Origin of the sequence: Labrenzia sp. 5N, assembly GCF_012395805.1 — a bacterium.
Classification (GTDB): Bacteria; Pseudomonadota; Alphaproteobacteria; order Rhizobiales; family Stappiaceae; genus Roseibium; species Roseibium algicola.
Genome location: NZ_JAAZTM010000014.1, coordinates 178,499 through 195,500, shown reverse-complemented (window position 1 = coordinate 195,500; position 17,002 = coordinate 178,499). Strand labels below are relative to the sequence as shown.

Below are 17,002 nucleotides of genomic sequence, written 5' to 3'. Positions count from 1 at the left end.
TGACGGCAGACATGCGCGGCAACGCATGCAGCTCAATGGGAACGGCTTCAGCCGGTCACCGCAAAAGTCAGGAATTTGAAGAAGGTCTGTGGCTTCCTAGCGGAAGCGGACAGTGATACCTGGGCAAGCCTGGAGAGCGGCATATGGGTGGATCATGCAACGATCTGTCATTTAGTGCCCTCCTGGTTGCGCAGCCGGGCGGCTGCTGGGGAAACAAAGCCAACCACCATGAGTTGACTGGGGATGTTGGTACCTGCTTTCGGAGAACTTGAAAAGCAAAAATGCGTCAATTTGCAGCACGAAATATCGATCTGTTGCCCATCGGCCACAGACCCGCAAACCTCTCCCAACGGCAAAGTGGTTAGGACTGATACTCCAGCAGCTCGAACTCGCGCATGTGAATTTCCGCTTCATGCGGCGATAGCGGATCCGCAATGACCTTGCCCTGCACCGTCGTGCAGCCGAATTGCTTGAGCAGATCGACCTGCTTTGTCGTATCGACCCCCGCCGCAGAAATCTTCAGCCCCAGATTGCCGGCAAGCCGGGTGACCGACTGAACCAGCTGCCGTTTTTCCTTGCTGTCCTCAAGCCCTGCAATAAGCATCGGACACAGCTTCAATTGATCCGCGTTCAGATAGATAAGCTGACCGGCACCGCCATGTCCGCCGCCGAACTTGTCCAGGGCAACCCTGCAACCGATTTCCCTCAGAAGGTCGACGGATCCGGCGAGGCCGTCCGGTTCGTCGAAACGGATGATTTTTTCGTCCAGCTCGACCACGATGTCGTCGGTCTTGAAACCAGCCTCACAGGCAGCTTGACGAAGTTGTTCAACGAAGCCTTTTTCCTTCAGGCTGGCTCCGCTCAGGTTCACCGACAGGAAGAACGCCGTATTCGAGAGCTCTCGAAGTCGCCGGACCTGGGAAAGACCCTCCAGCAGCGCGAAACGCTCGATCTGGGCGATTCTCTTGGCATCTTCGTGCGTCGACAGAAGGCTGACCGGGTCCACGAGCCCTTCGGAAGGATGCAGCCAGCAGGCCGTAACTTCGTATCCGATGATCCGCCGGCTCTCCAGGTCGTACTGCGGTATCATCATCAAAGACAGACCGCCGTTTTCAAGATCCTCGTCCAGCTGTGCCTGGATCATGCGCCGGTGGCGATGTGCCGCTCCAAGCGCATCCGTGTACCAGGAGATCTGGCTACGGCCCGAACGTTTGGCAGCATAAAGAGCAATATCGGCACAATTGATCAGTTCCGACGCACTCGCAGTCGCCGTTTTCGCCAGCACTAGCCCGACACTGCCGGCAACCCGCAACTCGTGACGGTCCACTCTCACCGGCTTGGCCAGTCCCTCAAGGATCCGGCTGCCCAGATCTTCCATTTCGCCTGGGCCGGATGGGTCCGCGACCACCGCGACGAATTCATCCCCGCCGATACGTGCGACCAACCCCTTGTTGCCCAGCACACGGCTCATCACCATGGCCACATGGCGCAGGACGGTGTCGCCTGCTCCGTGTCCATGGCTGTCGTTGATGTCCTTGAAGTGGTCCAGATCAAAATGGATGATTCCGATCTGAGCGCTGCCGGCCGTACCCTCCGCAACGCGCTCCTTCAGGTAGGCATTCAGCTTGGCCCGGTTGGCAACGCCGGTCAGGTCGTCATGCTCCGCTTGATGTTTCAAACGGATGCGCGCGTTCTCCAGCTCCTTCACATGCTCAACCTGGCTGGTTACATCCCGGCAAATCAGAATGATCTTGGTTTCTTCCAGCGTCTTTCCCTCGACGACAGCAAAGGTCAGCTGGTTCCAGAACAATTCGCCGTTCTTGCGCCGGTTGAGGATCAGCTCTTCGGTTCCCGACCGGAACTTCGTCAGGTCGTAGCGGAAGTTTTCGATCTCGTCCGGGGGGAGCTGGTTTTCCGGCGGCAAGATGAATTCCTGAGGCCGCCGGCCGCGAATTTCCTCAGCGCTGAAACCGGTGATGCGGGAATAGGCCGGGTTCGTCCATTCGATGTGCCCGTCGATGTCCTGCATGACCAGGCCTTCATGGGCATGTTCCACGACAAGCTGAAGGATTGCGGCATCGTTGCCAAATCTGGAAACGCTGGAAGGAGCCGAGCCGTCCCGTTGCTTTCGGCCGCATAAATAGCACACGGCCATGAGAACCAGAGCGGTTCCCAATGCGAGCAGGAGATGTTGACCCGGCACATTCGCTAAGAATTCTGCCATATTCCGTCTTCAGCCAAGATATTAGTTACGCTTACTCTACGGGAGCAAAACTGAACCAATCTCTAAACTGCAAGTGATTTTATTGGGTTACTGTCATTTATACCAATACACAAGGCATTCCGAGGCTGCCTCTCAGGCAGCCCGCACGCTTTGCAGAAATTGCCGAACCTGTTCTTGCAGGCTGTTTGACAATTGCCCGAGTTCGGCAGCGGCACCGTTCATTTCATCGGTAGCCGTCCGGCTGGTCTCCATAACGTCGCTCAAGGTGTCGACGTTTTCGGCCACTTGATCGGAACTGGTCCGCGCCGTCAGTGCATTGCTGCTGATCTCGTGGGTGGCCGTTGTCTGTTCCTCGACCGCTTCGCGGATTTTTCCGGAAATCTCGCTGACGCGGCCAATGGTTTCCGCGATCGAACGGATGGCGGTTTCGGAAAGCTCCGCGACTTCCTGCACCGCTGTCACCTGCGCGGAGATGTCTTCGGTCGCCCTGGTCGTCTGCTCGGCAAGGGCCTTGACCTCATTCGCAACGACGGCAAATCCCCGCCCGGCTTCGCCAGCCCTTGCAGCTTCGATGGTCGCATTCAGCGCAAGCAGGTTGGTCTGGCTTGCGATCTGGCTGATCAACTCGACGATTTCACCAATGGCACGGCCGGTTTCCGCAAGCCGACCGACAATCTCGTCGGTTTTCCGGGCTTCCGCCACCGCGGTGCTGGCAATGTCCGTTGCCTGATCGACGTCCTCACGCACACGGCTCAGCGAACCGGACAGCCGGTCTGCCGAACTCGTCACGAAAGCGACGGAACTGCTGGCTGCCGATGTTGCCTGATGTACTTCCTGAACCGCCTGCATGGACGAGTTCACCGCCCTGTTCAGATCCGCCGAATTGCCTTCAACGCTTTTGGCAGCCGTCGACAAGGCAGAAACCACACCGATGACGGACTTCTCGAAATCATCGGCAACATCCTGCATCAGCGCCTTGCGCTCTTCGCTGAGGGCTTCCTGGTGGGCAAGTTCCTGCCTTGCCTGCTCTTTGGCCCGTTCGGCGAGATTGGCCCGGAAAGCGGTCACGGACCGTGCAATTGCTCCGATTTCGTCGCTCCGATGGGCACCGTCGATCTGGATGTCGAGATTGCCTTCGGACAGCATGTCGAGGCCAGTCTGCAACCGGTTCATCGGCCGGGCGAGCCCCACGGCCAGAATGACGGCAAATGCCAGAAAGGCCAGACCGACCGGCAGCACGACCAGACCAATGGTGATCATCTGATCCAGGATAAGCCCGTCGATCTTTCCGGCAACATTGCCTGTCAGAAAGTCCTGCGCACCGGCGGGTGTCCCGATCTTTTCCATGAAGGCCTGGCGGAAGGTATAGAAAGCAAATGCGGTACCGGCCATCATGATGGCGGCAGCCGTCAGAACCATGGCGACGAACCGGCCCTTGATTGAAAGCGTCACGTGGAAACCCCGACAGTAATTTTTCAGCCCCGCTTACGGCCGCTGTTGATCAGCGCCGTTATCGCAAGATGAAACACTACCGCTCTGCACGTAAAAATTCAGTAACGGCCAGTCCTCGGAGAACTACGTAGTCTTGATATTTTTGAGGAGACTGTTGTGCCCTGCGTTTCGCGTCTAACGGATCAGGACATCAGCCGGGTGATCGTGAAACCCGCACCGGCCGAAACCGCGGACAGGACCGTCCCCCAGGCAACGTCGACGAGAACTACAGAAACCGGCCACTCCCTGAGCGTTGCGTAGTTGGTGACGTCGTATGTGCCGTAGGTGAAAAACCCGAACAGCGCTCCGAAAACAATGGCGGTCACAAGGCTGTCTGCCTTGAGCGCGGGCGCAACCGCGAAGATCACTATGCCGACGACATACACCAGATAGAAAACACTCGCGGCGGCGATGTTGGGCTTTTCCATCATCAGATGGCCGATACGGTCAAGGTAGAACCGGGTGGATACCTGCGTCAGCCAGACGTAGTCCACGGCAAGAAAAACGAGCACTGTTGCGATGTATGCCGTGACGTATTTCAAGATCGGCCCCCTGGTTTTGCACTGCCTTGTTTCGTCGGTTCTACGCCTCGGCAAGAGCACTGGATCAGCAGGAATTGAGCCGAGCTGCTACGGCGAACTTCAACTCAGGCGAATTCGCTTTCCGGTTCCAGAAATCCGCCGGACTGGCGGTGCCAGAGCTGCGCGTAAAGGCCGTCTGCATCTTCCAGGAGCGTCTCGTGTGTCCCCTGCTGAACGATCCGGCCCCTGTTCATGACAATCAGTCGGTCCATGGCCGCGATGGTCGACAGGCGGTGCGCGATCGCGATCACGGTCTTGCCTGTCATCAATCCTTGCAGGTTCTCCTGGATGGCGGCCTCGACTTCCGAATCGAGGGCCGAGGTCGCTTCGTCCAGAACGAGGATCGGGGCGTCTTTCAGGAGCACGCGCGCGATTGCAATGCGCTGACGCTGCCCGCCGGACAGTTTGACACCACGCTCACCTACAAAGGCGTCGAACCCCTTGCGGCCGCGCCTGTCTTCCAGCCTCTGGATGAAACCGGACGCGTGGGCCTTGCGCGTCGCCTCCAGCAACTCTTCTTCACTGGCCGACGTACGGCCATAGAGGATGTTCTCGCGGATCGAACGATGCAGCAAGGACGGATCCTGGGTCACCATGCCAATCGACCGGCGCAGCGATTCCTGGTTCACATCGCGCACGTCCTGTCCGTCGATGAGGACACGCCCCGCCTCCACGTCGAAGAACCGAAGCAGCAGGCTTGTCAGCGTGGTTTTGCCCGCCCCCGACGGGCCGACGATACCGACGCGCTCACCCGGCTGGATCGTCAGGTCGAGATGATCGATGACACCGCCCGCCTTGCCGTAGTGGAACCGGATTTTATCGAACCGCACTTCCCCCTCAGTCACTTTCAGCTCCGGCGCCGCCGGTTTGTCTGTCAGGGTCACTGGCTTGACGATGGTTTCCATGCTGTCCTGCAGCGATCCGAAGTGGCGGAACAGGCCGTTGAGCTGGTTGAACAGCCGGTTCAAAAGGATATTCAGCCGCAGGATCAGGCTGAGCGTGAAGGCCACATGACCTGCGCTGATGCCGCCGTCCTGCCAGATGGACAGTGCCAGGCCCGCAATCGAAACGATCATCACTCCGTTGACCAGCGTCATGATCATGCGAATTGTGGTCAAAAGCCTGGTGAAGACCCGTATCTTGGCAATCATCGTCTCAACCGAGGCCCGCGCTCCCCGGCTTTCTTCTTCCGATGATCCGAACAGCTTGACCGACTGGATATTGGTGTAGGTATCCACCAGACGTCCGGTCACGCCCGAATAGGCATTTGCCGAATCCTTTGCCGCAGCACGAACCCGTGGCACGAAGATGATGGCGGTTGCAGTGAAACAAAGCAGCCAGATGGCCACGAGCGCACCCAGCCAAAGGTCCAGATCCGCGACCAGCACGAGCGTCGTGATGGCATAAACGACAATGAACCAGACCACCTGCAAAAGGTTGGTCATGAAATCGCCCGCCGACATGCCCGACTGCATCACCTTCTGCGACAGGCGCCCGGCGAGATCGTCCTGGAAATAGGAAAGGCTCTGCTTCATCACCCGCTGATGGCACTGCCAGCGCACCAGATTGAAGAACCCGGGCACGATCGCCTGTTCTTCCACCAGCGCCATCAGCGAATTGGTGAGCGTGCGCACGACCAGCACCACGAAGGCCATGGTCATGAGTGTCCAGAAATGATCGGAGAAGAATGTCGCCCGATTGCCTTCTTCCAGAAGATCCACGATGCGGCCAAGAAAATTGAAGATCGCCACTTCAACAAAGGCGGTCGCCCCGCCTATGGCGAGCATGGCGATGAACGGCCAGCGCACCTGCGTGACGAAATACATCAGGAAGGCAAACCCGCCATGGGGCATGTCGGATTTGGACGGCTCCCGGAAAGGATCTATCCAGGATTCAAAAGCGCGAAAGAGCGGGGACACGTGGCGTCTCCATGGAGGCTGGAGCGATTCTTCACGTCATCCTACGCGCCAGGCGCGAAATTGGCCCAATGAAAATATGTAACGATTTGCCCCAAACCCGCAGCTCCCGGCCTTGTACCGGGCATTGAAACCGGTCTTCCTGTGACAAATGTTATGCCTGCTGCTATTGAGCCGGTCTCCCGAAACCAATGCGGATCCCCATGCCAGACATTGCCCTTTACCAACCGGACATCCCGCAAAATACCGGAACGATCCTGCGTCTTGCCGCCTGCATGGGCGTAACTGTGCACTTGATCGAACCTGCGGGATTTCCGATCTCCGACAGCGCTCTCAAACGGGCCGGCATGGATTACCTGGAAAGGGCCGCGATGGTCCGCCACATCTCGTTTGCCGCATTCGATGACTGGCGACGTTCGAACAAGCGCAGGCTGATCCTGCTGACGACAAAATCGAAAGTGCCCTACGCGGATTTCGCGTTTCAGCCAGACGACATATTGATGATGGGCCGGGAAAGTTCGGGCGTGCCGGAGGACGTGCACACGCTTGCCGATGCCCGGCTGACGATCCCCATGGCCGACGGCATGCGCTCGCTCAACGTTGCCGTCTCAACAGGCATGGTGCTGGGTGAAGCCTTGCGGCAATCAGGCACATTTCCTAAAAGCCCAGGGTACACTCAAAGATAGCAATCACATGCATGCCCGCCGGCCCGGCAGGCCCCAACCAGTCCAGGCAGTCACATGAACGCACCCACACCTGAAAACCGCGGCGGTCCCATCCCGGACGGCATCGAGGACAAGAAGGCAACCGCACCGGCCTGGTTCAAGGAGTTGCGAGACAGGATCTGCAAGGCTTTTGAAGACCTGGAGGACGAGATCGGCGATCTCGCCGGTCCGCTGGCCGACCAGCCCGCCGGGCGCTTCGAACGCACGCCCTGGGAGCGCACCGACAGCACCGGGGCAAAGGGCGGCGGCGGCGTCATGTCCATGATGCATGGCCGCGTTTTCGAGAAGGTCGGCGTCCATATTTCCACCGTACACGGTGAATTCTCGCCCGAGTTTCGTGGTCAGATCCCCGGTGCCAACGAGGATCCGCGCTTCTGGGCCTCCGGCATCAGCCTGATCGCTCACCCGCAGAACCCGCATGTCCCCGCCGTTCACATGAACACCCGCATGGTGGTCACCACCCGTCAGTGGTTCGGTGGCGGCGCAGATCTGACGCCGGTACTGGACGCACGGCGAACGCAGGACGACCCCGATACCGTTGCCTTTCACGAAGCCATGCGCGCTGCCTGCAACGCACACGATGTTGCCGACTATGATGCCTACAAGGCCTGGTGTGACGACTATTTCTTCCTGAAGCATCGCAACGAAGCGCGCGGCATCGGCGGCATTTTCTACGATTACCTCAACAGCGGAACCTGGGAAGACGATTTTGCCTTCACCAGGGATGTCGGCCTGGCCTTCTTGAACATCTATCCGGAACTCGTCCGCCGCAATTTCCAGAAGCCGTGGAGCGACATGGAGCGCGAGGAACAGCTGGTCCGCAGGGGCCGATACGTGGAGTACAATCTGCTTTACGACCGCGGGACGATTTTCGGACTGAAGACCGGCGGCAACGTTGCCTCGATCCTCTCGTCCATGCCCCCCGTTGTAAAATGGCCCTAACTCAGAAGGCCGAGGTGCCTTTCACCTTCTGAGGCTGCCGGCTGACTTCGCCGAAATCCCGATCGAGGACCATCTGGGCGAATTGCTTCAGCATGACCTGGTCGAGTTTCTTGCCCATCTCCAGCATGACGCCAATGGCAGCGCGAACCGGCATGCCGTCCTTGTAGGACCGGGTCTCGGTAAGCGCTGTGAATATGTCGCAAATGGTCATCAGGCGGACTTTTGGCGAGATCCTGTCTCCCTTCAGCCCATCGGGATAACCTGATCCATCCAGAAACTCGTGATGCTGGATGGCCATCTTCTTGATGTCGACCGACACTTCGAGCCGCGGTTTCAGAATCTCGCGACCGAACATTGGATGTTTGTCGATAATGGCGCGCTCGGCGTCCGTCAGCTTGTTGGCCTTGTCCAGGATGGTCAGCGGGATGCGCATCTTGCCGATATCATGCAGCAGTCCGCCGGCAATCACTTCCTGGCAATCCGCCTTGCTCCAGCCGAGATGCTTCGCAAAAGCCCCGGCGAGACCGGCCACCATCAGGGAATGACAATAGGTTCCGCTGTGGTGAGATTGCACGGCTTCCAGCCAGGGTGAAAGTCCGTCAAGTGACAGCGACGACAGGATCTCCGCCGCCCCCTCGTTCATCAGGCTGATCTGGATGTTGGATCCTTCCGTTGCAGACAGCGCGATGCTTTCCAGGAAGGAGTTGCCTTTCCTGTAGGCCTCAAGTGTCTTCGCCGGAAGTCCCTTTGGAACGTTGGCAAGCGGGTCGTCGGGAATGATTGCCTTGAGTTTGCGCACCAGAATTGCCAGTGGCGTGTCACGCTCCATGATGTCGGTCTTGCCGAGCGCTGCCGCCTGGATCACTTCACGCCGGTTCTTCTTGGACACCAGGCAGATCACCGGGATTTCCGCAATGCTGGCCCAGGATTTCTTGAGCGCGGTCAGCCCCGCATCAGTCGCGTCCAGCAACTCCACAACAGCGACACGGCCATCGCCGACCGTCTTCGCAGACACCTTTGACATGTCGATCAGGCGCGCGGGAAAGAAGAACGGAAGTTTTCTGACCGGAGAATCGAGTGGAAGCGGGCCGTCTGAGATCAGGACAATTTCCATTCATCGCCTCATTGTATTCCGCACACGCCTTCTCACGACAAGTTAACCGGAAAACCCGCCCACAGGAATTCACCATCACGATGTGACGCAATCTCAATAAGATTTCATTAAGTCGCAGCGCCTGCCCGCGACAGCAAATCCTGTTTGGAGAGCGAAAAACCGCTGTCGCGCCAATCGGCCTCCAGAGCCTTGAGGCTATCCCCCAACGCGCGCCCGGGTGAGTGCCCGGCTGCAATCAGATCTGCGCCTTTGATCGGGAATTCAGGCACGGCAACCTCCCGCAACCGCTCCAGCAGCCCACCAAAGATTTCCGTTGGATCTGATCCTTGCGCACGCAACCCCGCCCAGCGCGCCAAAAGGCCGTCGACCGCGCCCTGACGGCCGAACTGATACACCAAGTGCTCGGCTTCGGGCAGACCATCGGCCTGGCGAAGACATTTCATCGCCGCCCAGGCGGTCCGCATCCGGTCCCTTTCGGCATTCGACAGCCGAAGCCGGTCGCTAACGCGCTCCACGTCCTCGCGCACGAAACCGGCAAGCACCACCAGCCCGAGCTCCGGATCGGTCACATCACTTGCGGTGGCTTCCAGGCTGCGCAGTGCCAGGTAATCGTCAATGCGGGCAAGGCCGCCCGTCGCAATTTCCCATAGGCCGCAATCGTTCATCATTTTCAGTGCGGATCCTGCCAGAGGCGCGCGCAGCAGCCGCCGCATCTCGTGGCCGATACGTTCTGCGGACAGATGCCGCAAGCCGTCCCGCTGGCGCAGGCACGCCCCGAGCCCGTCCGCATCCATCTCTCCGGCACCATACGCCGCGTAGATCCGGAAGAAACGGAGGATGCGCAGATAGTCTTCCTGTATGCGCTTGTCCGGCTCACCAATGAAACGGACACGCCGGTTCAGACAATCGTCCAGTCCACCAAGCGGATCGTGCAATCGGCCATCGCAGTCGACATAGAGCGCGTTGAGAGTGAAGTCGCGACGTTCCGCGTCGCGCGTCCAGTTCCTGCCGAAAACGACACGGGCCTGACGGCCGAAGGTTTCCACGTCCTCCCGCAGCGTCGTGACCTCGTAAGGATAGCCGTTGCTGACCACCGTCACCGTACCGTGGTCAATGCCCGTTCCAACCGGCTTCAAGCCCGCGGCCAGCGTGCGTTCCATCACCGTTTGGGGCGAGGCGGTCGTCGCGATATCGACATCTGGAACAGGGTGACCGAGTAACGTGTTGCGCACGGCTCCACCGACAACGCGGGCTTCGTCGCCGTCTTGCTCGATCGCCGCAAACACCGCCTGAATACCCGGTGTTTTCAGCCAGTCCGCCTGTTGCAGGATCTGATCGGCAGTCGTTGTCATCGCTTTATTCGTACCGGCCCGGAACAAACACCCCATCGCGCATTTCCGATGGCCGCCAATTGGCCCCATCCGGTGCGTGATCGAAGGATGCCATGCCGACCAGGCCGGTAATGACCAGAACGAGTCCCACCAGCGTGAGCCACGCCATCGGCTTGGCAGACCAGCGGCCAGGCTCGGTGTTGCGCTTGCTCAGCCACAGCCAGAGTCCGTAGGTGATGAAAGGAAGAAGAAAAAGTAACAGATGCAGTATGAACACACGAACCATCAGCGGTAGACCGTTTCGTACAAGGAGCGGATAATGCCCGCGGTGACGCCCCAGATATAACGTTCTCCGAAGGGCATTGCGTAGAAGTAGCGGCGTTTTCCCTGCCACTCGCGGCTGAGTTTCTGGTGGTTCGCGGGATCCATCAAAAAGCCCAATGGCACTTCGAAGACGCTCTCGACTTCGCCGGGATTGGGCCGGAAGGCAGCGCCGTCTTGAATGGTGCCAACCACGGGAATAACCCGGTATCCCGAACCGGTGAGATAGGGCGCAAGATTGCCGATCAACTCGACGCGCTCCGGAGCAAGGCCGATTTCCTCGTCCGCCTCCCGCAGCGCTGCTTCAACAGGTCCATTGTCAGTCGGATCGATCTTGCCTCCGGGAAGGGCAACCTGTCCGGCATGGGATTTCAGGTGACCGGTTCGCTGCGTCAACACCACATTGGGCCCGTCGCTGCGTTCCACGATACCGATGAGAACTGCCGCATCGCGCGGTGGACCGTCCCACTTTGCATAGGGACCAAGGTCCGGGTTGAGAATGTGGTCACCGGTCTCGCGTTCGATGTCGCGAAGCGCTGCATCATCCAGCCGCGTCCTGAACAAGGAAGTCCAGTGCCCGGAATCCGCAGGTGGTTTGGTCAGGAATGCAGTCATGCAATCGGGGTTTCCGGTCGTACGAAACAGTTCATTCGGTCAGTCCTGAACGCTCAGGAAGGCGGGATCTACCGAAAAGAACCGGCCACCGCTCCAGACCCCCATCCGGGTGCCGTCATCTGTTTCCTGCTCTTCCATAAGATCCGCCAGTTGATACATCAGCGCTCTGGTGAACAAGGCCTCCAGGCGCCCTCTGACGTGAACATAGGGTTTCAAACCGTCGCTGTCCGGTTCTTTTTCAAATCGAAGAGGATGGTCCGCACCAACGGCGACCAGATCACCGAGATTTGTCCGCAGCGTGAGCTGCTGCTCTTGAGCCTCGCCTTCCACCGCCATCTCGACGGCCAGAAGCGGGGCATCCTCCACGGTTATCCCGATCTTCTCGACTGGCGTGACCAGATAATGCCGGCCGTCCTCGTCCTTGCGCAGCACAGAGGCAAACAGCTTCACCAGAGGCATGCGGCCAATCGGCGAACCGAGATAATACCACGTGCCATCACGGGCAATGCGGATGTCCAGATCCCCGCAAAACGGCGGATTCCACTTCTCGACCGGAGGTGGTCCCTTGCCGCCCGTGTCCGCCCGGCTCATCAGTGCCTTTAAACCTTCGGGCAGTGCCCCGTCCGTTTTTGCGGTTGCCTCCGCCATGGATGTTTCGCCCTTGTCGTCTTCATCAAGGTACCGGAATTTTTGACAATTCCGCTACCGCCCGGATCTTCTTCGCCTGCTCCCGGCTTCCCGCAGGCCCGACCTTTTCCCCAAAGTGAGGAAAGATTCTTGGACCTTTCCACTGTATGGCGCACAATTGCGCCTTATCTACTGATTTATATGGTGTCAGACTGCTTGAGTCGCAGCAACAAAGGTCAGGGGTGTTGTTAGCCCCAGGGCCGGACAGGCAGTCGAAACGCAGATTGCGGGAAAGGTGATCCATGAGCGTTATTTCTCCCTCCAGCCCAAGCGAAGAAGATCTCGCCGCCGTCGCCGAACAAGCCGAACGCGCCGTCAATCGGATCAGCGATGCCAAGGTCGATATCGCCCGGATCATCTTCGGTCAGGAAAATGTGGTGGAGCAGTCGCTCGTCACCATATTGGCTGGCGGCCACGGCCTTCTTGTCGGTGTGCCCGGCCTTGCCAAGACCAAGCTGGTGGAAACGCTCGGCACCGTTCTGGGCCTCGACGCCCGACGCATCCAGTTCACGCCAGACCTGATGCCGTCCGACATTCTCGGTGCCGAAGTAATGGAACAGGGTGCCGACGGCAGCCGTTCGTTCCGCTTTATTCCCGGTCCGGTTTTCTCTCAGTTGCTGATGGCTGACGAAATCAACCGTGCCAGCCCGCGCACCCAGTCGGCGCTTCTGCAGGCCATGCAGGAGTATCATGTGACCGTCGCCGGACACCCGCATGACTTGCCGCGCCCCTTCCACGTGCTTGCCACGCAGAACCCGCTCGAACAGGAAGGCACCTACCCGCTGCCGGAAGCCCAGCTCGACCGGTTCCTGATGCAGATCGACGTACATTACCCGGATCTTGAAGCCGAACGCCGGATCTTGCTGGAAACCACCGGTGCCGATCAGGCCAAGGCCCAGGTAGCCATGCGCGCGGAAGAACTGATGGAATACCAGCAGCTCGTTCGTCGCATGCCGGTAGGCGAATCCGTGGTGGAAGCAATCCTGAAGCTTGTGCGCTCCGCACGCCCGGACAACAGCTCCGCACCTTCCGATCTCACCAACCTGATCGCCTGGGGTCCGGGACCGCGTGCCAGCCAGGCACTGATGCTGACCGTCAGGGCACGCGCGCTTGTCGACGGGCGTCTCGCACCTTCCGTCGATGACGTCTTGGCTCTAGCCGAACCGGTCCTTCAGCATCGCATGGCGCTGACGTTTGCGGCCAGAGCCGACGGTCACACCGTTCGCGACGTCATTCGACGGGTCAAGGAACTGATCGCCTGATCCCCTCCCCTTAACCAGCCAGGAAGCCGACCGCATGGATTCGAGCAGTACGCAGGGCAGCAACCAGACAGGCATTGATGCCGATACCTGGCCGAACGTCATCGGCGAGGCCCGGTCGGTCGCCGATGCCCTGCCGGATCTGCTGGTCGAGGCAAGCCATGTTGCCAGTTCCATCATCGCCGGCTGGCATGGCCGTCGACGTGCGGGCCCGGGGGAAAGCTTCTGGCAGTTCCGCCCGTTCAACATGGGTGAACCGGCAAAGCGCATCGACTGGCGCCGTTCCGCACGCGATGATCATCTTTATGTTCGCGAACGCGAATGGGAGGCCGCACACACGGTCTGGCTCTGGGCAGATCTTTCGCCCTCCATGGTCTTCCGCTCCCGCCTTGCAGGTGTCGCCAAGCGCGACCGCGCCATTGTGCTGATGCTTGCACTTGCCGACATGCTGGCTGAAACAGGCGAACGGATCGGACTTCCCGGCCTGACCAGAGCCTTTTCCGACCGGCGTGCCGCTGAACGCCTCGCCGATGCACTCACCCATCTTTCCAAACCGATCGCCTATCCGGACACCACTGCCGTGCAACGGTTTGCCGATGTGGTTCTGGTGTCCGATTTTCTGGACCCGATCGAGGACGTCGCGGCATGGGTTGCCCGTGTTGCCAGCACCGGTGCGCGTGGTCACCTGGTTCAGGTCCTCGATCCGATCGAGGAAACCTTCCCGTTTGACGGCAGGGTCGAATTCACCGATCCGGAAAAGGGGTTTCGGCTGACCGCCGGACGCGCGGAAAAGTGGCGCGAGGATTATCGCAACCGGCTGGAAGCCCACCGCGCGGAAATTCGTGACATCGCTAGGCGTGCCGGCTGGACATATGTCCTGCACCACACCGACCGTCCGGCATCCGAACCTTTGCTCGTGCTTCACAGTGCCCTGTCCGGTGCGCTGGACGTACTGCCAAAAGGAGGCATCTGACCCGTGTTCGCAGGATTGCCTCTGACATTCACCGCCCCCTGGATCCTGACCGCGCTGGCATTGCTTCCGGTTATCTGGTGGCTGTTGCGCCTGACACCGCCGCGCCCTCGCGAAATCCGGTTTCCGCCGACCCGGCTGCTGATCGGCATCGATCAGCATGAGGAAACACCGCAGCGCAGCCCCTGGTGGCTGACACTGCTCCGCCTGCTGATGGCAGCCATCCTCATCATTGCCCTGGCCGGACCGATCTGGCGTTCCAGCGAACCGCTTGAAACCGGCGAAGGTGTCCTTTGGGTTCTGGTTGACAACGGCTGGACATCCGCGAAGGGATGGACCGCGCAGGTCAATGCAGCCGAGCAGATCCTGAGCGAAGCAGAACAGAGCGGTCAGCCAATCCTGTTTGCAGCCTCCGCCGAAGGCCCCGGCCAGAGTTTCACACCGGAGGCAGCAACAACGGCTCTGGAAAAACTGCGCGCACTTGAACCCCGTCCCTATCCGCCGCAGCGCGCCGAACTCAGCATCGGCCTGCGCAAGGCAGCCCAGGAGACACCGCCCGGTGCCGTGATCTGGCTGTCGGACAACACCAGCACCAAAGGTTCGTTTCTAACCGATCTCGCACAGATTTCCGGCACGGCTCCGATAACGGTCCTGACAGGTCTGGACACGCCCATGGGATTGAAGGACCTCAACAACGACGCCGACGCCCTGTCGTTGACCGTTGTGCGCCACCCGGATCAGAGACTGGGCTCCGCAACACTTCAGGCTCTCGATCTGAAAGGCCTTGTCCTTGGCGAAGTGCAAGCGAATTTTGACGCTGGCGCGACCGAAACACAGGCGCGCTTCGAACTGCCAAGCGAATTGCGCAACGACATTGCCCGGGTCGAAGTCACCGGTGAGGCCGCCGCGGGCGCCGTCCAACTGGTGGATGACAGCTGGCGCCGACGCACGGTCGGACTGATTTCAGGCCAGTCGGGCGATCTGGATCAGCCGCTGCTGTCGCCCCTTTATTATCTGGAGCGCGCCCTTGCGCCCTTCTCGGACATACGTCGCCCGCGCGATGCGGATATTGCCGACGCTGTACCTTCGCTGATCGAGCAGGGCATTTCCGTGCTGGTTCTCGCCGACGTTGGCCGGTTGCCTGAATCGACGACCGAGACGCTTCGCGACTGGATTGAAAACGGCGGCACGCTTGTCCGCTTCGCCGGCCCTCGGACCGCGGGTGGCAGTGACGATCTCATCCCCGTTCGTTTGCGCGCAGGTGACCGGTCCCTTGGTGGTTCACTCAGCTGGAAACAGCCACAACATCTGGCAGACTTTCCGGAAGGATCGCCCTTCGCGGGCTTGCGGGTCCCACAGGAAGTTACTGTGACCCGGCAGGTACTGGCCGAGCCGACATCGGATCTGCCTGAACGCACCTGGGCCATGCTCGAAGACGGCACTCCCCTTGTGACGGCGGCTCCCATCGGCGCGGGGTCGATGGTGCTGTTCCACGTCACAGCGGATTCCTCCTGGTCGAACCTGCCGCTGTCTGGCGTCTTCCTGAACTTGCTGCGGCGGATCCTGTCGGTCTCGAACGTGGCCGCCGCCTCTGAAACCGCCGAAGATGGCACGCCGGCAACGAGCGTGTTGCCGCCCTTGCGCCTGCTGGACGGTTATGGCCGTTTCGGCCCGCCGCCGGTAGAAGTCACGCCAGTGAACGCGTCCGTTTTCCGGGATGCGGAAGCTAGCCGCAGAACACCGCCCGGTCTTTACGGCACGGAAGACGGCTTCCGTGCGCTCAATCTGATGCAGCGGGACGATGAGCTCCTGCCGCTGGACCTCTCGGCGCTGGGCGACCGAACCGTGCAAACTGCCTACCCGACCTCCGATCCCTTTGATCTGAGAGCCCTGTTCTTCACGCTGGCTTTCCTGCTGATGATCCTCGATACAATTGCCGTTTTCCTGCTGGCCGGTGGCCTGAGCCGTCTCGGCTTGCGCAGCCGCGCCGCCGCCACGGCTCTTGTTCTGGCTTTCGGTGCGGGCCTCCTGGCCCCTGCCGGCATTGATCAAGCCAGGGCGCAATCAAGCTCGGATGATCTTCTGGCCTTGGAATCGACCCTGGAAACCCGCCTGGCCTACGTGCTGACGGGCAATCCTGAGATCGACGATGCCAGCTCTGCAGGCCTTTCGGGGCTGACCCAATTCCTGTCGGAACGCACCGCGCTTGAACCTGGGGCACCGATTGCCATCGACATCGAACGCGACGAACTTGCGTTCTATTCCCTGCTCTACTGGCCAATCGATGCGGCTGCCGACAAACCGAACGATCAGACAATTGCCCGCATAGACACTTTCATGCGCAACGGCGGAACGATCCTGTTCGACACGCGCGATCACATCAATGCCTCGGCCAACGGCTTCGCCTCGACGCCGGCAACGCTGAAGCTGCGTGAAATCCTGGAAGACCTGGACGTTCCTCCGCTTGAGCCGGTGCCGCCCGATCACGTTTTGACGAAGGCTTTCTACCTGCTGGATTCGTTCCCGGGACGGTATGCGACCAGCCCGCTCTGGGTGGAAAGCCTGGAAGAAGTTGCAGCCAGGGGCGACCGGCCGGTGAGGGCCGGTGACGGCGTGTCACCGATCCTCATTACCGGCAACGATTTTGCCGCTGCCTGGGCAATCACCGAGGCAGGTGAGTTCATGTATCCGACGGTGCCCAACAATCCCATACAGCGGGACTACGCCTTCCGTTCCGGGGTCAACATCGTCATGTACAGCCTGACCGGCAACTACAAGGCCGATCAGGTGCACATTCCCGCTCTGCTTGAGCGTTTGGGACAATAG

General features: G+C 59.9%; 14 protein-coding genes. 5 read left to right on the top strand and 9 right to left on the bottom strand.

What is annotated here, in order from left to right; all coding sequences use genetic code 11:
* Positions 1-361 precede the first annotated feature (361 nt).
* The 4 genes from HEP89_RS14440 to HEP89_RS14425 form a co-directional block, all read right to left on the bottom strand.
* Positions 362-2,224: an EAL domain-containing protein gene (locus HEP89_RS14440; RefSeq protein ID WP_077292110.1), complete on the bottom strand. Its 1,863-nt coding sequence runs from the start codon at positions 2,222-2,224 to the stop codon at positions 362-364.
* 132 nt (positions 2,225-2,356) lie between these two features.
* Positions 2,357-3,676, bottom strand: coding sequence for a HAMP domain-containing methyl-accepting chemotaxis protein (locus tag HEP89_RS14435; RefSeq protein ID WP_168692338.1), 1,320 nt, complete (start codon positions 3,674-3,676; stop codon positions 2,357-2,359).
* A gap of 182 nt (positions 3,677-3,858) precedes the next feature.
* On the bottom strand, positions 3,859-4,257 hold the full coding sequence (locus HEP89_RS14430; protein ID WP_082444575.1) for a DUF2177 family protein: 399 nt from the start codon (positions 4,255-4,257) through the stop codon (positions 3,859-3,861).
* Positions 4,258-4,361: 104 nt separating this feature from the next.
* The gene (locus tag HEP89_RS14425) at positions 4,362-6,215 is read right to left on the bottom strand and encodes an ABC transporter ATP-binding protein (RefSeq protein ID WP_077292108.1); all 1,854 of its coding nucleotides are present in this window, start codon (positions 6,213-6,215) and stop codon (positions 4,362-4,364) included.
* Between the two features lie 200 nt (positions 6,216-6,415).
* Between HEP89_RS14425 and HEP89_RS14420 the strand changes: the two genes are divergently transcribed.
* Together HEP89_RS14420 and hemF are read left to right on the top strand one after the other, a co-directional pair.
* A complete protein-coding gene (locus HEP89_RS14420; protein ID WP_168692337.1) occupies positions 6,416-6,898 on the top strand; it encodes a tRNA (cytidine(34)-2'-O)-methyltransferase in 483 nt (160 codons plus the stop codon).
* Positions 6,899-6,952: 54 nt separating this feature from the next.
* Positions 6,953-7,879 (top strand): oxygen-dependent coproporphyrinogen oxidase, encoded by a 927-nt coding sequence (gene hemF / locus HEP89_RS14415; RefSeq protein WP_022998130.1) that lies wholly within the window; start codon positions 6,953-6,955, stop codon positions 7,877-7,879.
* 1 nt (position 7,880) lies between these two features.
* Here the strand turns inward: hemF and HEP89_RS14410 are convergent, their stop codons facing one another.
* The 5 genes from HEP89_RS14410 to HEP89_RS14390 all read right to left on the bottom strand — a co-directional run bounded on the left by HEP89_RS14410 (position 7,881) and on the right by HEP89_RS14390 (position 11,908).
* Positions 7,881-8,993: an HD domain-containing phosphohydrolase gene (locus HEP89_RS14410; RefSeq protein ID WP_077292105.1), complete on the bottom strand. Its 1,113-nt coding sequence runs from the start codon at positions 8,991-8,993 to the stop codon at positions 7,881-7,883.
* A gap of 107 nt (positions 8,994-9,100) precedes the next feature.
* Complete coding sequence (locus HEP89_RS14405; RefSeq protein WP_168692336.1) at positions 9,101-10,345, bottom strand: CCA tRNA nucleotidyltransferase; 1,245 nt, start codon at positions 10,343-10,345, stop codon at positions 9,101-9,103.
* 4 nt (positions 10,346-10,349) lie between these two features.
* On the bottom strand, positions 10,350-10,610 hold the full coding sequence (locus tag HEP89_RS14400) for a DUF6111 family protein (protein ID WP_055655939.1): 261 nt from the start codon (positions 10,608-10,610) through the stop codon (positions 10,350-10,352).
* The gene (locus HEP89_RS14395) at positions 10,610-11,260 is read right to left on the bottom strand and encodes a CoA pyrophosphatase (protein WP_152509855.1); all 651 of its coding nucleotides are present in this window, start codon (positions 11,258-11,260) and stop codon (positions 10,610-10,612) included. The genes HEP89_RS14400 and HEP89_RS14395 overlap by 1 nt, the downstream gene beginning before the upstream one ends.
* Before the next feature lie 39 nt (positions 11,261-11,299).
* Positions 11,300-11,908 carry a DUF1285 domain-containing protein gene (locus HEP89_RS14390; RefSeq protein WP_168692335.1) on the bottom strand — a complete coding sequence of 203 codons (609 nt, stop codon included), beginning with the start codon at positions 11,906-11,908 and terminating at the stop codon, positions 11,300-11,302.
* 281 nt (positions 11,909-12,189) lie between these two features.
* Here HEP89_RS14390 and HEP89_RS14385 point away from each other — a divergent pair, with 281 nt between their 5' ends.
* From HEP89_RS14385 to HEP89_RS14375, 3 genes are read left to right on the top strand one after another with little or no spacing between them, the layout of a single operon-like run.
* Positions 12,190-13,209 (top strand): MoxR family ATPase, encoded by a 1,020-nt coding sequence (locus tag HEP89_RS14385; RefSeq protein WP_022998136.1) that lies wholly within the window; start codon positions 12,190-12,192, stop codon positions 13,207-13,209.
* 34 nt (positions 13,210-13,243) lie between these two features.
* A complete protein-coding gene (locus HEP89_RS14380) occupies positions 13,244-14,179 on the top strand; it encodes a DUF58 domain-containing protein (protein ID WP_055655945.1) in 936 nt (311 codons plus the stop codon).
* A gap of 3 nt (positions 14,180-14,182) precedes the next feature.
* Positions 14,183-17,002 carry a DUF4159 domain-containing protein gene (locus HEP89_RS14375; protein WP_168692334.1) on the top strand — a complete coding sequence of 940 codons (2,820 nt, stop codon included), beginning with the start codon at positions 14,183-14,185 and terminating at the stop codon, positions 17,000-17,002.

Bases quoted from the DNA above. Each gene is read 5' to 3' on its own strand.
- HEP89_RS14380 (WP_055655945.1), top strand. From the start codon at position 13,244: ATGGATTCGAGCAGTACGCAGGGCAGCAACCAGACAGGCATTGATGCC.
- HEP89_RS14410 (WP_077292105.1), bottom strand. From the start codon at position 8,993: ATGGAAATTGTCCTGATCTCAGACGGCCCGCTTCCACTCGATTCTCCG.
- HEP89_RS14420 (WP_168692337.1), top strand. From the start codon at position 6,416: ATGCCAGACATTGCCCTTTACCAACCGGACATCCCGCAAAATACCGGA.
- HEP89_RS14395 (WP_152509855.1), bottom strand. From the start codon at position 11,260: ATGACTGCATTCCTGACCAAACCACCTGCGGATTCCGGGCACTGGACT.
- HEP89_RS14385 (WP_022998136.1), top strand. From the start codon at position 12,190: ATGAGCGTTATTTCTCCCTCCAGCCCAAGCGAAGAAGATCTCGCCGCC.
- hemF (WP_022998130.1), top strand. From the start codon at position 6,953: ATGAACGCACCCACACCTGAAAACCGCGGCGGTCCCATCCCGGACGGC.
- HEP89_RS14405 (WP_168692336.1), bottom strand. From the start codon at position 10,345: ATGACAACGACTGCCGATCAGATCCTGCAACAGGCGGACTGGCTGAAA.
- HEP89_RS14440 (WP_077292110.1), bottom strand. From the start codon at position 2,224: ATGGCAGAATTCTTAGCGAATGTGCCGGGTCAACATCTCCTGCTCGCA.
- HEP89_RS14390 (WP_168692335.1), bottom strand. From the start codon at position 11,908: ATGGCGGAGGCAACCGCAAAAACGGACGGGGCACTGCCCGAAGGTTTA.
- HEP89_RS14400 (WP_055655939.1), bottom strand. From the start codon at position 10,610: ATGGTTCGTGTGTTCATACTGCATCTGTTACTTTTTCTTCTTCCTTTC.